13 protein-coding genes and 2 pseudogenes are annotated in these 13,169 nt (G+C 68.4%); 8 read left to right on the top strand and 7 right to left on the bottom strand.

What is annotated here, in order from left to right; all coding sequences use genetic code 11:
• The first annotated feature begins 138 nt into the window (after positions 1 to 138).
• The gene (locus ACFQE0_RS06110) at positions 139 to 771 is read left to right on the top strand and encodes a transglutaminase-like cysteine peptidase (RefSeq protein WP_378968045.1); all 633 of its coding nucleotides are present in this window, start codon (positions 139 to 141) and stop codon (positions 769 to 771) included.
• Positions 772 to 776: 5 nt separating this feature from the next.
• Here ACFQE0_RS06110 and ACFQE0_RS06115 read toward each other — a convergent pair whose 3' ends face one another.
• Positions 777 to 1,034: a hypothetical protein gene (locus ACFQE0_RS06115; RefSeq protein WP_378968047.1), complete on the bottom strand. Its 258-nt coding sequence runs from the start codon at positions 1,032 to 1,034 to the stop codon at positions 777 to 779.
• Between the two features lie 328 nt (positions 1,035 to 1,362).
• Between ACFQE0_RS06115 and ACFQE0_RS06120 the strand changes: the two are divergent.
• Positions 1,363 to 2,077, top strand: a pseudogene (locus ACFQE0_RS06120) (transglutaminase-like cysteine peptidase).
• A gap of 6 nt (positions 2,078 to 2,083) precedes the next feature.
• Here ACFQE0_RS06120 and ACFQE0_RS06125 read toward each other — a convergent pair.
• From ACFQE0_RS06125 to ACFQE0_RS06145, 5 genes and pseudogenes are all read right to left on the bottom strand, one after another.
• Positions 2,084 to 2,413 (bottom strand): DUF6949 family protein, encoded by a 330-nt coding sequence (locus tag ACFQE0_RS06125; RefSeq protein WP_378968049.1) that lies wholly within the window; start codon positions 2,411 to 2,413, stop codon positions 2,084 to 2,086.
• A gap of 102 nt (positions 2,414 to 2,515) precedes the next feature.
• Entirely contained in the window at positions 2,516 to 2,728 is a 213-nt protein-coding gene (locus ACFQE0_RS06130) for a DUF3126 family protein (RefSeq protein ID WP_243957216.1), read from the bottom strand.
• An 89-nt stretch (positions 2,729 to 2,817) separates the two neighbouring features.
• A pseudogene (gene cysE / locus ACFQE0_RS06135) lies at positions 2,818 to 3,667 on the bottom strand (serine O-acetyltransferase).
• 178 nt (positions 3,668 to 3,845) lie between these two features.
• Positions 3,846 to 4,802, bottom strand: coding sequence for a helix-turn-helix transcriptional regulator (locus ACFQE0_RS06140; RefSeq protein WP_378975315.1), 957 nt, complete (start codon positions 4,800 to 4,802; stop codon positions 3,846 to 3,848).
• A 197-nt stretch (positions 4,803 to 4,999) separates the two neighbouring features.
• Positions 5,000 to 5,953, bottom strand: coding sequence for a lytic transglycosylase domain-containing protein (locus ACFQE0_RS06145; protein WP_378968051.1), 954 nt, complete (start codon positions 5,951 to 5,953; stop codon positions 5,000 to 5,002).
• A 244-nt stretch (positions 5,954 to 6,197) separates the two neighbouring features.
• On the opposite strand from ACFQE0_RS06145, the gene ACFQE0_RS06150 reads away from it, so the two are divergent.
• The 4 genes from ACFQE0_RS06150 to ACFQE0_RS06165 all read left to right on the top strand — a co-directional run bounded on the left by ACFQE0_RS06150 (position 6,198) and on the right by ACFQE0_RS06165 (position 9,322).
• Entirely contained in the window at positions 6,198 to 6,440 is a 243-nt protein-coding gene (locus ACFQE0_RS06150; protein ID WP_378968053.1) for a DUF3072 domain-containing protein, read from the top strand.
• A gap of 88 nt (positions 6,441 to 6,528) precedes the next feature.
• Positions 6,529 to 6,756, top strand: a complete 228-nt coding sequence (locus ACFQE0_RS06155) for a Flp family type IVb pilin (protein ID WP_378968055.1) — start codon at positions 6,529 to 6,531, stop codon at positions 6,754 to 6,756.
• A 158-nt stretch (positions 6,757 to 6,914) separates the two neighbouring features.
• Positions 6,915 to 8,084 carry a polysaccharide biosynthesis/export family protein gene (locus ACFQE0_RS06160; protein WP_378968057.1) on the top strand — a complete coding sequence of 390 codons (1,170 nt, stop codon included), beginning with the start codon at positions 6,915 to 6,917 and terminating at the stop codon, positions 8,082 to 8,084.
• 113 nt (positions 8,085 to 8,197) lie between these two features.
• Positions 8,198 to 9,322: a branched-chain amino acid ABC transporter substrate-binding protein gene (locus tag ACFQE0_RS06165; protein ID WP_378968059.1), complete on the top strand. Its 1,125-nt coding sequence runs from the start codon at positions 8,198 to 8,200 to the stop codon at positions 9,320 to 9,322.
• Positions 9,323 to 9,371: 49 nt separating this feature from the next.
• On the opposite strand, the gene ACFQE0_RS06170 is transcribed toward ACFQE0_RS06165, so the two are convergent.
• The gene (locus ACFQE0_RS06170) at positions 9,372 to 9,956 is read right to left on the bottom strand and encodes a tyrosine phosphatase family protein (protein ID WP_378968061.1); all 585 of its coding nucleotides are present in this window, start codon (positions 9,954 to 9,956) and stop codon (positions 9,372 to 9,374) included.
• A gap of 198 nt (positions 9,957 to 10,154) precedes the next feature.
• Between ACFQE0_RS06170 and ACFQE0_RS06175 the strand changes: the two genes are divergently transcribed.
• Together ACFQE0_RS06175 and ACFQE0_RS06180 are read left to right on the top strand one after the other, a co-directional pair.
• Positions 10,155 to 11,285, top strand: coding sequence for a TRAP transporter substrate-binding protein (locus ACFQE0_RS06175; protein ID WP_378968063.1), 1,131 nt, complete (start codon positions 10,155 to 10,157; stop codon positions 11,283 to 11,285).
• 58 nt (positions 11,286 to 11,343) lie between these two features.
• A complete protein-coding gene (locus ACFQE0_RS06180) occupies positions 11,344 to 12,759 on the top strand; it encodes a phosphatase PAP2 family protein (RefSeq protein WP_378968065.1) in 1,416 nt (471 codons plus the stop codon).
• Positions 12,760 to 13,169 lie beyond the last annotated feature (410 nt).

Raw genomic sequence — 13,169 nt, forward strand, 5'->3', positions numbered from 1 at the left:
TCCGGCGAGGGGCGCATCGACTCTGCATCGTGCTCCCGCCCCTCGAACGGCCGATGCATAAAATTGTCCGCATTCGCTTCAGCGCGAAGGAGGGGGTGAGCGCAATCCTAGGTCTATAGAGACACGGGATTACACGCGATGGGCGCGGGATTTCTCAAGGCGATGCGGGGCGCGGTGATCGCGGTGGCAGCCCTGATGGGCGCCGCGACCGGCGTGCAGGCCCAATCGCTGGCGAGCCTGCCGAGCGAGCCCGGCATCATCCCGAGGGCCGAAGCGAGGCCGATCGCGGCTTGGGTGACGTTCTGCGAGACCTACGCGGCGGAATGTGCCGTGGACCGCAGCGAGCCTGCGCGCATCGCCCTGACGCCCGCGATCTGGACCACGATCGTCGCGATCAACAAGCGCATCAACAAGGCGGTCGAGCCGCTGACCGACATGGAGCATTTGAACGTCGCCGACCGCTGGGATCTCGCGGAGGACGGTTCCGGCGATTGCGAGGATTACCAGCTTCTGAAGCGGCATCTGCTCGCTCTGTCCGGGTTGCCGCGCCGGGCCATGCGGATGACGGTGGTCATCGACGAGAAGGGCGAGGGTCACGCGGTGCTGACGCTGCTGACCGACCGGGGCGACCTGATCCTCGACAACAAGACCGATCTGGTCCTGCCGTGGCATCGCACCGGCTATGTGTTCATCAAGCGCGAGAGCCAGGACGCGGTGGCCTGGGTCTCGCTGGGCGGGGCCACCTCGCCGGTGACCACCGCAAATCGCTGAAACGATCAGGCCGCGCGCGGCAGGTCCGTGCGGGCGAGCCCGGACACGTAGGTCTCGACCCGGCCGATGAAGGCGGCAAGATGCGGCGCGATCCCCCGCAGCGAAGCGAGATCACGCGAGAGGATGTCGAGGGACAGGGCGCGGTCTCCGGCCGAGGGGGAACCCTCGAGGTAGGCGTTCACCGCGTGCTCCGCGAGACCGAGGGCCCCGACCCGGCCATCCTCGGCGAGGGCTCGAATCACCTGCTGGATAGCGGGCTGCATGGTTGACGTCCTCAACTCTGGGTCACGGTGCCGTGCCGTGGCCGCATTCTTGCGACGAAGTTCGATAGGGCACCGCGCTCGGCCGCGTCGGGCGGCGCATTTCAAGCCGGCAAAGGGGCAGAAAAGCAAGGGGACGAAAGGGTTACCGGACCGTTCGCAGGGCCGATATTCCCTTGACGCATAGGTAAGGGCCGAGTCCTGCGTCAAAAAATGCTGCCCTCTACGGAACTCCTGCTGCTGCCGGCGAGTTAATTCCCGTTCATTTTTCGGTTGTCTGTTCAATCAGAGCGTGCAAGCCTCCCATCGTCATGCGGCGCTGGGATGGAGCATGGTCAAGGGAGCGGGAATTCCGGGCTTTCCCTTCGGCGATTGGACCGCCGGGCGATGGCGCGCCGGTGCCTGTCTCAGCCGGGCGCGGCAGGGCCTCAGCCTCGCCATTGTCGGGCTCATTCTCACCCTCGGCAGCGCAACTACCCACGCCCATCGCGGCACCGACCTTCCCGACAGCGTCTTCGAACCGGGCGGGCCGCCGACTCGCAGCATCGCGGGCTGGGCCGATTTCTGCCGACGCATGCCCGAGGAATGCACCATCGATCCGGCGCAGCCCAAGGTGATCCCCCTGACGCTCGCCACATGGCGAACCCTGCGCAGCGTGAACGCCCGGGTGAATGGCCGGATCAAGCCGATGACCGACAAGGCCCATTGGGGCGTGGTCGATCGCTGGGACTTCCCCGATGACGGCTTCGGTGATTGCGAGGATTATCGAGCTGCTCAAGCGGCGTATGCTCGCCGAGCGCGGCCTGCCCCGGCGGGCGCTGCTGATGACGGTGGTGATCGACGACATCAACGAGGGCCACGCGGTGCTGACCGTGCGCACCGACCGGGGCGACTTCATCCTCGACAACAAGACCGACGAGATCCGCCCCTGGAAGCGCGTGCCCTACAGCTTCGTGAAGCGCGCAGGACAGGAAGGCGTGGCTTGGGTGTCCCTTGAGGAGGATGGCCGGGGAGAGGGTGCGAAAGTCGCGACCGCCGAGCCGTAAGGGACGTCACACCCCGGCGATCATCGCCGCGAGGTTCAGGGCAAGGCGACCCGACAGGAGGCTCCAGCCGCAGGCGATCATCGTCGCCAGCATGATGAAGGGGACGGGGCGCCCCTCGATGCGACGGCCACGCACGGTGTTGCGCAGGATGATGAAGGGCGCCGAGAAGGCGAGGAGCGGCAGGGCCGCCACCGCCAGGATGCCGCCCCGCTGCAGCAGGTTGAAGCTCGCTCGCCGCGCGGCGAACAGTTCGAACGCGCTGGCGAGCAGCCCCGACAGGGCGAAGCCGATGCACAGGGTGCGCAGGGAATCGAATGCGGCGGGGCTGATCGTCATGGCACGCGGTCCCGGAATGGCCCGCGTACTCTGGTCCATCGTTTACCGAACGTTAAGCAGAGAGTTTACTTAGCGTTAACCGGTGCACAGGCGGTTCGCGCCTCAGACGTCCTCGAGGTCGATATCGAGGATGGCCATGCGGAACACGAAGGAATCGTCGCCGTCCTCCTTGTCGTCCGCGACCACGCCGATCGACTCCTCGCCGATGAACACCTCGGCCGTGTCGCCGGTCTTCATGGCCTGGATGCGGATGTTGGTGTTCGCGAAGGTGCGGCGCATGTAGGCTTGCAGCTTCGCGATCTCGGATTTGGTCACGCTGTCTGTTCTCCGCTGGCGGCGTGGAGCGAGGGGCAGCGATTGCCACGGGGACATCCCCATCGCAAGCGGTGCCGCAGGGAAGGCGGCTAGATCCCCTCTCCCACATGGATGAACGCATCCAGGGCGACGAGCTGGTCCATGGCGCGGGCCGGATCGTCACAGCCTGCCGTCCCGACGACGCGGGCCGGCACGCCCACCACCGTGGTGTTGGGCGGAACGGGCCGGAGCACCACCGAGCCGGCAGCGACGCGGGCGCAGGCGCCGACCTCGATATTGCCGAGGATCTTGGCCCCGGCGCCGATCATCACGCCGCGGCGGATCTTCGGGTGACGGTCGCCGCGCTGTTTGCCGGTGCCGCCCAGCGTCACCGCGTGCAGGATCGACACGTCATCCTCGATCACCGCCGTCGAGCCCACGACGAGGCCAGTGGCATGGTCGAGAAACACGCCCCGGCCGATCCGCGCGGCGGGGTGGATATCGCACTGGAACACCTCCGAGACGCGGCTCTGGAGGTAGAGGGCCAGATCGCGCCGCCCGCGATTCCACACGTGGTGGGCGAGGCGGTGAGCCTCGAGGGCGTGGAAGCCCTTGAAATACAGGACCGGCTCGAGGGCGCGCAACGTCGCGGGGTCGCGGTCGATCACCGCCCCGATATCGAGCTCGGAAGGCAGCGCCGATGGAGGGATCGGCCTGGATCGCCTCATGGAAGGAATGGGCGATCAGTTCCGCCGGCAACGAGGGATGTCCGAGCCGCGCCGCGACCCGATGCGCCACCGCCGCCTCCAGCGTCGGATGGTTCAGCACCGTGGCGACCATCAGCGAGGCAAGTTGCGGTTCGGTGCGCAGCACCTCCTCGGCCTCGTCCCGCACCCGCGACCAGACGGGGTCGCAGACGGCGAGGTCCGTCTTGGTGTTGAAGGCTGGACTTGCGCTCATGCTCCCACGCCCGTGGTGACCTGTCACTGAATTCAGGGGTCTTACTCAACCCAGGGGTTTCATCCCTGGACCCCACCAAAGGGATCATCCCTTTGAACACTTGTGAGACAGCGTGGTGTGCCGCACCGATGCGATCAAGGGCGGCAGGTGCGCAGGGCTGATGTGCGCCGGGCTGCTGTCACTCGGCCCGGGCGAGGCCGAACCGGGTCTCGATCGTTGCCGTCAGCCGGTCGAGCATCACCGACACGGGGATGTCCGAGGTGTCGACCTGCGCGGCGGCACGGGCATAGAGCGGCTCGCGGCTCGCCAGCACGGCCCGCAGTTCCTGCATCGCCGAAGCGTGGTCCCCGGTGGTGGGCAGGTGACCCTGCTCGCGCACGCGGTTCATGTGCTCTTCCGGCCGGGCACGCAGCCAGACCGTGTAGAAGGCTTGAAGCAGCAGATCGTAGGTCAGCGGCTCGGCGACGATGCCGCCGCTCGTCGCCAGGATCAGCGGGCCAGGCTGCTCGGTGAGCCGCCGCAGGGCCGCCTGCTCCAGGCGGCGATAGCCCTCCTGGCCGTAGATCGCGAAGATTTCCTGCACCGAGAGGGCGTTCTCACGCTCGATCTCCGCGTTGAGCTCCACGAAGGTCCAGCCGAGGCGCTCGGCCGCGAGCTTGCCGAGCGTGGACTTGCCCGCGCCGCGCAGGCCGATGAGCGCCACTCGCGCCCCGTTCGAGGCTTCGTTGCGGTTGCCGCCGGACAGGATGTCCTTGGCCGCCGCGATCTGGTTCGGATCCGCCTTGGTGAGAAGGTCCCGGATCACGGGCCAATCGGGGACGCTGTCGTCCCCGGTGATGAGGTCGTCGAGGCGCACGCCCATGGCGTTGGCCACCCGCCGCAGCAGGATGATCGAGACGTTGCCCTGCCCGCCTTCCAATTGCGCGATGTAGCGCTCGGACAGGCCCGAGAGCTGCGACAGCACCTTGCGGGACAGGCCACGCACGGTACGCGCATGGCGCACCCGGCGGCCGAGATCCGCAAGGAAGTGGTTCTCCTGGTCGATCACGCCGGCCATGGCGCCGTTCGCTTTCCTGCCATTGGGGGACGCCGGTCCGCCCGGACGCGTACGGCAGCCAAGCGTTCCGACAGGGATCGGAAGGCGCGACGCGGCGCGTTCGTGCCAGTTTACCCGACCCCGGATGAATTCGATGTTACCGCATCCGCCTCTCACGGGCGCACAGGCACCTCTAGGGGCCTCGACTACGGTGTCGTGTCTATGTGTTGCGGAACGACCCGGTGGTCAAGCCTCGGGAATGCCGAAGGGCAATACCTTTTGCGCATTGCACAATTCTATTGCGGCGGAAGGGCCACGGCCTCCTGCACCGTCGCCGTCACGGGGGCCGGACGGGCCGGAGCCGAGAAGGCCAGGAGCTTCGGCGACGGGCGCCGGGGCGGCAGCGGCACGGCAACCGCCTCGACCTGCGGGGCACCGACGATCTCGGCCGTGGCGACCGGGGCGGTGGTCGGCGATAGGCGAAGCTCGCTCAGGGCGGCGGGCGTCGTCTCAACCGAGGTGGCGGAGGCAACCTGCACCGCGGCGCCGAAGCCGGTCGGCCGCCGGGGCGGCAGGGGTACCTCGACCGCCGCGACCGCGGCCTGCACGGCCGCGGCGGCGCCGGGGGACGGGGCATCGGTGGTCAGGCTCGCGAACTGCACCTGCGCGCCACCGGCGAGGGCGGCGGGCCGACGCGGCGGCAGCGGCACCTCGACCGCCTCGACCTGCACCGGCTCGGCCGCGGCATAGGCCATGGCGACGGGCGCGGGAGCCAGGGGCGTGCGGCCGGTGAACAGGCTCGCCAGGGCGCTGGCGGAGGCCGCCACGGGCGCGACGGTCGAGGCGACGACCGTCGGGATGCCCTGGCGCTTGGCGGCGTAATAATAGCCGCGGTTGTAGTATTGGTAGGCTTGGTGGAGGTTGCCCTGCGCGGTGCGGTACGCCCCCGCGAGATAGGCGACCCCGTAGCGCAGATTGGTCTCGGGGTCGTAGAGACCCGCCGCGTCGCCCGTATAGCCTAGGGACCGGGCCGTGGCGTGCTTGATCTGCATGAGGCCGAGGGCGCTGCCGCCCTTCGCCTTCGGGTTGTAGTTGCTTTCGCGCTTGACCACGGCGTGCACGAAGCTCGCCGGCACTCCATTGGCCTTTGCCTGCTGCTCGATCAGCGCGTCGATGTTGTCGCGCGGTGTCTGTGCAAAGGCGGACGCTGGCGCGACCGCGATGGCGGCAGCAAGGAAGAGGCGGTGCATTCCGAGACCCGGGTGCTGCTTATTCTATGGTCAAGCTGGGTCGCCGGAAAATGAGGCCGGAAAACGGCCTCGAGCTGGCGGAGTGACGGCGGAATGGGGGACGCTACGGCTGCTTCCCCGCCACATCGCGCTCTCGCCACAGCCTGTGTTCGCACCGCCACAGAGCGCTTCAACCTCCTGTGGAGGGCGGGGAACCACGCCCTTATCTCTCCGTTAATAGAACAATTCAGGAACGGAGGGCCCTATGGCCAAGCAGACCACGACCGAGGCGCAGAACCCCAAGATCGATCCAAAGGACAGTTCGAACCAGATCAAGGATCCGGACCAGTGGACGACCGGCGGCGAGCCGATGACCGGCGCACAGGCCTCCTACCTCAAGACCTTGTCCGAGGAGGCCAAGGAACCCGACGCGTTCAACGATGACCTCGACAAGGCCGAAGCGTCGAAACGGATCGATGCGTTGCGTCATAAGGCGGGTCACGCCTGAATCACGTTAAGTCCGCAGCAATCCCGGTGGGTTATGCCATGGAACCACCACCGTCCGCGAGACGGGGCGGCCCACCGGTTTCGGGACGATGTGCGAGCCGACAGCAAACCCAACCAGAGGTTTCCTCACCGGCCGCCATCCCGGGCTGCTTAGCCTCGCGCGCTTCCTCGGTGATACGCGCGGCGCCACCGCCATCGAATACGCCATGATCGGCGGCTTGATCTTCGCGGTGATCGCCGGGACGCTCAAGCTCTACGGCGCCAAGCTCGACGGCGTCTACGACCGGATCGGCACGACGATCGCGCAGGTCAACTGAGCCTGACTTCACCGGAATAGTGGGGGTAGCGAGGATTATCGCGCTTTCCCCGGCGTGCGGCAGCCAGTGTGGCGGGCCCGCTACGGACTCACGCCAGCCCATGGGTTAGGCACGACATCCGCGGACCCGAATGCTGCGGACCCATGGATACCGGCCGGATGCGCACCTTTCCGATCATCCTGCTCGCCACGGTGGCGATGTCGGGCTGCACGCTCCTGCCTGCGGCGGGGCCGACGGCCAATGCGATCCAGGCGGGGGCCGAGGTGCCGGGAACCGGCGGCGGCCTGCTCGCCCGCTACGAGATCATCGACGTTACCCCCGCCGTCATCGAAGCCCTGCGCGGGCGTCCCCTCGACAGCCTGCTCGCCTCCTTCGGCGATCACCGCCCCTCCGCCGAGCCGCTGATCGGGGTCGGCGACATGGTCGCCGTCTCGATCTGGGAGGCCGGGTCCGGCGGCCTGTTCTCCGGCCCGCTCGTGGCCGACCGCTTCTCGGCGGGCTCGAAATCCGCCCTCATCCCCGAGCAGCCGGTGGGCCGCGACGGCGCGATCTCCGTTCCCTATGCCGGGCGGATCCAGGTCGCCGGGCGCAGGCCGCAGGACGTGCAAGCGCTGATCGAGAACGAACTCGCGGGCAAGGCCATTCAGCCGCAGGTGCTCGTCTCGGTCACCAAGCCGATCTCGCAAACGGTCACGGTGACCGGCGAAGCCGTATCGGGCGCCCGCCTGCCGCTGTCCGGCCATGGCGACCGCCTGCTCGATGTGCTCGCGAGCGCCGGAGGCGTGCGCTCGCCGGTGTCCGAGACCTTCGTGCGGCTGTCGCGCGGGCCGGTGACGGCCACGGTGCCGCTGACGACGGTGGTGTCGAACCCGAAGGAGAACATCTTCCTTCGGCCGAGCGACGTGCTGACGCTGGTGCGCGACCCGCAGACCTTCCTGGCGGTGGGTGCGCTCGGCAATGCGACGGAGCTGCCGTTCCAGGCGGACGGCATCACCCTGGCGCAGGCGCTGGCCAAGGCGCGCGGCCTGTCGGACTTCCAGGCCGATCCGGCGGGCACCTTCATCTTCCGGTTCGAGCCGGCGGCCATCGTGCGCCGCCTCGCGCCGGGCTCGAAGCTGACGGGCACGCCGCTGGTGCCGGTGGTGTACCGGATCGACATGCGCGATCCGAACAGCCTGTTCACGGCGCAGGCGTTCCGCATGCGCAACCGCGATCTGGTCTACGTCTCGAACGCGCCGTTCACCGAGGTTCAGAAGGTGCTGGGCGTGTTCTCCACCATCACGGGCCCTGTCGCCTCGGCAGCGGCCGTGTACAGCTACGCAAAGTAGCCGAGAGATACGGAAAAAAAATCGCGTTCTGGCATGACCTCGCGTATGGGCTGCGGCTCGTGGGTCTCAAGGCCCCGCCCGCAGCCTGCGAAGAGGGTGCTGAGCAGAGCCCGATGAAAGCCGGACGTGTCGTCCCCGCCCGCGGGCTCCTCGCCACCGCGTTGATCGTCTCGGGCCTGTGCCTCGCCCAGCCCGCCCTGGCCGATGTGACGGTCGGCGTGGCCGTGCCGCGATCCGGCCCCTACGTCGCCGTGGGCGAGCAGGTTTTGCGCGGCGTCGAGGCGGCGGCCCGCGAGGCCAACGCCATGGGTGGGCTCGACGGCCAGCCTGTCGTGCTCGACGTGCAGGACGACGTCTGCGATTCGAATTCGGCCACGGCCGTGGCCAACCACTTCATCCGCTCGAACGTGCGCCTCGTGGTGGGGCATGTCTGCTCGAACGCGTCCATCGCCGCGTCCGATCTCTACGCCGCCAACGGCATCGTCATGATCACGGCGGCCTCCGTGGCAGCCAAGCTGACCGACCGGGGCCTGCCGACCATCTTCCGTGTGTGCGGGCGCGACGACGATCAGGCCCGGCTCTCGGCGGCCGTGCTGGCCGAGCGTTTTCGCGATCGCAAGATCGCCCTGCTGCAGGACCAGTCCGCCCCCTCGCGGATGCTCGCCGCCGCGACGAAGGATAACCTCAACCGCATCGGCGTGAACGAGACCCTGTTCCTGTCCTTCCAGCCCGCCGAGAAGGACGACGAGGCCCTGGCCGACCGGCTCAAGGCCGCCGGGATCGAAGTGGTCTATTACGGCGGCGACGCCACGGAGATGGGGCGTCTCGTCAAGATCGCCTCCGACCGGGGCTATCGCCCGCAATGGTTCGGCACGTCCTCCATCGCCACGCCGGACTTCGCCAAGACCGCCGGCCCGGCGAGCAACGGCGTGCTGATGACCTTCTATCTCGACCCGAGCCGCCAGCCTGCGGCGGCGGGCGTAGTGAAGACGTTCAAGGCGCAGGGCATCGACCCGACGGGCTCGACCATCTACGGCTATGCCGCGATGCAAGCCCTGGTGGCGGCAGGCAATTTTGCCCATTCCACCGAGCCGCGCCCGATCACCCAGGCGCTGCACAACGAGCGGTTCGACCTCGTCCTCGGCACGGTCGGCTTCGATTCCAAAGGCGACGTCACGGCCCAGGGCTACGTTCTCTACGTCTGGAAGGACGGCAACTTCACCCCCGCCGGAAAATAGGGGTCCCAAAGGGCAGGCCCTTTGGCGGGTGCAGGGGAGCGCCCTGCCTTCACGCGAGCGCCGCCTCGACTTCCTCACCCCGCCCCAGCCCCCGCAACAGGTCGGCCAGATGCGGTCGCACCCGCAATTGCAGGGCGTGCAACCGCCGCACCGCCTCGCTGAGGTCTCCGCCCCGCCCCAAAGCCGCGTCGGCGAAGGCGATCATCCGCGCGTTCGGCCAAGCGGGCTCGCGCAGGGCATGCAGCCGCTCGACCAGGGCCGTTGCGTCCGTCCCCGTCTCCTCTTGAGCGAACAGCATCAGCAGGGCGGCCGTCGAGCGCGACAGCCCGTAATGGCAATGCACCAGCACATGGGAGGCGTCCCCGAGATCGCGTCCGAAGGCGAGGATCGCGTCCACGTCACTCCGCTCCGGCGGGATCAGGACCGTGCCGTGCTTGTCCGTGCCGGGGCCGAGACAATCGTGGAAGAACAGCGTCGTGCGCCGATGCACGCCGTAGCCCTCGAAGGCGGTCGGCTCCGGCGTCCCCGGATCGAGGAGCGAGAGCACATGGCTCACCCCGGCCTCGCCATGGCCGGTCAATTCCTCCAGGCCGCAGACGGTGTGGAGGGTCAGGGCGGGTTCGGGTGAAAGCATGGATGTCCTTGATGGGTCGCGCGGGCGGTATCGGCTCGCTTCATCCGAAACGCCATCGCGAATGAAACCGGCGGATCCGACCGCAAAGATCGTCCTGGCGCTGAACCGTCCGGGCCGGTGATCCGTTTCGGCACGGGTGTCGGCCATGCTACCGACCCCGGCCGATTCCCTGCGGCACGGACGACCAGCCCGGACGAGATGCCTTCGGACGATACACACGCCCCGCTCCGCCCCGCCTCCCCGGCCCGGCGGAACCTCCTCTCGGCCGGCCTCGGCGCGGCCCTGACCGCCCCGCTCGCGGCGCCCGCCCTGGCCCAGGCGGCGCCCGAGCTGCGCTGGCGCCTGTCCTCGGCCTACGCCAAGAATCTCGACATCCTGTTCGGCGCGCCCGAATCCCTCGGCCGGATCGTCGCGGAGGCGACTGACGGACGCTTCCAGATCCAGGTGCAGGGGCCGGGCGAGCCGGTGCCCGCCGAGGGGCTGCTCGATGCGGTCGCCGCCGGCACGGTGGAGATGGGGCATGGCCCGGCCTCCCTGGCTGCGGCGAAGGACCCGACCTTCAGCCTCGCCACTGCCATCCCCTTCGGGCTGAACGCCCGCGGGCAAGCAGCCTGGTGGCATGCGGGCGGCGCGGCCGAACTCTTCACCGAAGTCTTCGCCAAGGCGGGCCTCGTCTGCCTGCCCGGTGGCAATACCGGCGCGCAGATGGGCGGCTGGTTCCGCAAGGAGATCAAGACCCTCGCCGACCTTCAGGGCCTGAAGCTGCGCATCGGCGGGCTGGGCGGGCAGGTGCTGACGAAGTTCGGCGTGCAGCCGCAGGCGGTGGCCGGGCCGGATCTCTACGCCGCCCTGGAATCGAAGAAGCTCGACGCGGCCGAATGGATCGGCCCCTACGACGACGAGCGCCTGGGCCTGCAGAAGGTCGCCCCGATCTATCACTATCCCGGCTTCTGGGAGGGCGGCGCGATGCTCCATGTCTGGATCAACGCCGAGAAGTGGAAGAGCCTGCCCAAGACCTATCAGGCGATCCTGCGGGCGGCCTGCGCCCAGGTCAGCACCGAGGTTCAGGCCAAGTACGATGCCCGTAACCCGCGCGCCCTGCGCCGTCTGGTGGCGGGTGGCGCGCAGCTGCGTCCCTTCCCGCAGGAGGTGATGGAGGCCGCGCTCAAGAACGCCAACGAGGTCTATGCCGAGATGGCGTCCAAGAACCCGGATTTCCGCCGGGTTTACGAAGCGCTGCGGATGTTCCGCAACGAGGAGTATCTCTGGTTCCAGGTGGCGGAATATACCTACGACAACTTCATGATCCGCGCCCGCGCCCGCGGCTGACCCGTCATCGACCGGTCACGCGGGCCGGGTAGGCCCCGGACCAAACGGGATAGGCCTTATGAGACACATCACCGCCCTCTCGCTCACGGCCCTGTGCCTCGCCGTACCGGTCCCGGCGTCGGCGCAGAGCACCGCCAACCTCAGCGCGCTGCGCGGACTCGTGCCGGTGGCGCGGCTGCTGGCAAGCCCCGAGGGCAAGGCCGCGCTCGACGCGAACCTGAAGGTGACGGGCGACATCCAGAGCGGCGCCTCCAGCCAGCCGGCGCTGCTGCCGCTCACCGAGCGGCGCCAGCTCGCCCTGAAGGATTGCTTCATCACCGACGGCAACGCGACTCAGCTCGCCGACGGCCTCGGCACGCGCATCGGCGACGCCTACCAGTCCAAGGCGCGCTATGCCGACTACAAGACCTTCACCAGCGTCTCTCCGGCCGTGGCCAAGCTGATCGGCTACACGAACAACGTGACGAAGTCCGATTCGGGCGCGGGCAAGTACTTCTTCGCCAACGCCACGTCGCATGGGAAGAAGCCCGTCTCGGAGGAGGCCGCCGCGATCCTCGGAAACGGTGCGGTGACGGATGCGTTCGGCCGGGCCTATGGCCGTCTCGCGGGCACACCGGGCTCGGACGCCTACGGCAATCCCCGCCCGTTTCAGACCCTGCCGGTCCTCACCGCCTACCGGGGCGAGGATTACTTCGGGAAACCGTCGCATAGCCTCGACTGGCTGCGCGGCCCGGGCCAGGACCTCACCGACAGCCCGTCCTATCCGAGCGGCCACACCACCTACGGCTACACCGAGTCGATGATCCTCGCGATCCTCGTGCCCAGTCGCTACCGGCAGATGGTGGTCCGCGCCGCCGAGTACGGGAACAGCCGTATCGTCGTGGGCGCGCATTACGCCATGGACGTGATCGGCGGCCGGGCGACCTCGCTGCACGCCCTCGCGCATCTGCTCGCCAACGATCCGACCTATGTCGGGCAGATCCGCACCAACCCGGCGGTCATCGATCCGGCGAGCGCCGACACGGCCAAGACGGTGACGCTCACCGACTATCCGGCCGTGGTGAAGGCCGCCCGCGCCGAGATCGACGCCTTCGTGACCGAGACCTGCGGCGCGGACGTCGCCACCTGCGCCGCGCAGGACCAGAGCCGCTTCAAGGATGAGGCGACCAACGCCGCCTTCTACGCCTCGACCCTGACCTACGGCCTGCCGGTGGTGCATCCGGCACAGGCCGCCAAGCCCCTCGACATCGCGGCCGTGGCCCCCGAGGCCGGGCATCTGCTGACCGCCGCCTTCCCCGAAGTGACCGTCGCCGAAGCCAACCGCATCCTCACCGAGACCCAGGGGCCCGGCGGCGGCTTCCTCGACGACGGCTCGGAATTCGGCGCCTATTCGCGGATCAATCTCTACGAGGCGGCGGGCAAGGTGGCGGCCCTGGCCGAGAGCCGCCGGAACGGCGCCGCGCCCAGCCGCTAGAGCATTGTCGCCGAAGACACGCTCGCGCGCAGAAAAAGGCCACCCCCAAGGGAGCGGCCCGAAGTCTAGGGAGGAAACGCCCAAGGAGGGCAGCGGGAGAGCGACGCCATCGCGCTCCCGCAATGCAAAACTGAGTGCAGGGGCGGCGGAAGACAAGTCCTCGCGAGACAAGTTTCTGGCTCACGGGGGCATGTGACGGGGATTCCGGGATCGCCGTGCCGAAAATGTCGCACTGCAATCGCGGATTGCGAATGCTGGGTACCCTTTCGATAAGATCAGTCGAACAGGCGCTGCATAGTGCCAAGTCTACCCGAGTCCGGCGAGGATAGGCTGGCAGCGTCTCTGCCGCGGCGATTTGCGCCGTCATGACTGGGGAACTGTTTGCGCCTGTAGCTCCCTTTCGTCCGCCC

The organism is Methylobacterium komagatae, assembly GCF_042661665.1.
Taxonomy (GTDB): domain Bacteria; phylum Pseudomonadota; class Alphaproteobacteria; order Rhizobiales; family Beijerinckiaceae; genus Methylobacterium; species Methylobacterium komagatae.

Excerpts from the sequence above, each read along its gene's own strand:
- ACFQE0_RS06180 (WP_378968065.1), top strand. The coding sequence starts at position 11,344 with ATGAGACACATCACCGCCCTCTCGCTCACGGCCCTGTGCCTCGCCGTA.
- ACFQE0_RS06175 (WP_378968063.1), top strand. The coding sequence starts at position 10,155 with ATGCCTTCGGACGATACACACGCCCCGCTCCGCCCCGCCTCCCCGGCC.
- ACFQE0_RS06115 (WP_378968047.1), bottom strand. The coding sequence starts at position 1,034 with ATGCAGCCCGCTATCCAGCAGGTGATTCGAGCCCTCGCCGAGGATGGC.
- ACFQE0_RS06110 (WP_378968045.1), top strand. The coding sequence starts at position 139 with ATGGGCGCGGGATTTCTCAAGGCGATGCGGGGCGCGGTGATCGCGGTG.
- ACFQE0_RS06150 (WP_378968053.1), top strand. The coding sequence starts at position 6,198 with ATGGCCAAGCAGACCACGACCGAGGCGCAGAACCCCAAGATCGATCCA.
- ACFQE0_RS06165 (WP_378968059.1), top strand. The coding sequence starts at position 8,198 with ATGAAAGCCGGACGTGTCGTCCCCGCCCGCGGGCTCCTCGCCACCGCG.
- ACFQE0_RS06170 (WP_378968061.1), bottom strand. The coding sequence starts at position 9,956 with ATGCTTTCACCCGAACCCGCCCTGACCCTCCACACCGTCTGCGGCCTG.
- ACFQE0_RS06145 (WP_378968051.1), bottom strand. The coding sequence starts at position 5,953 with ATGCACCGCCTCTTCCTTGCTGCCGCCATCGCGGTCGCGCCAGCGTCC.
- ACFQE0_RS06160 (WP_378968057.1), top strand. The coding sequence starts at position 6,915 with ATGCGCACCTTTCCGATCATCCTGCTCGCCACGGTGGCGATGTCGGGC.
- ACFQE0_RS06155 (WP_378968055.1), top strand. The coding sequence starts at position 6,529 with ATGTGCGAGCCGACAGCAAACCCAACCAGAGGTTTCCTCACCGGCCGC.
- ACFQE0_RS06125 (WP_378968049.1), bottom strand. The coding sequence starts at position 2,413 with ATGACGATCAGCCCCGCCGCATTCGATTCCCTGCGCACCCTGTGCATC.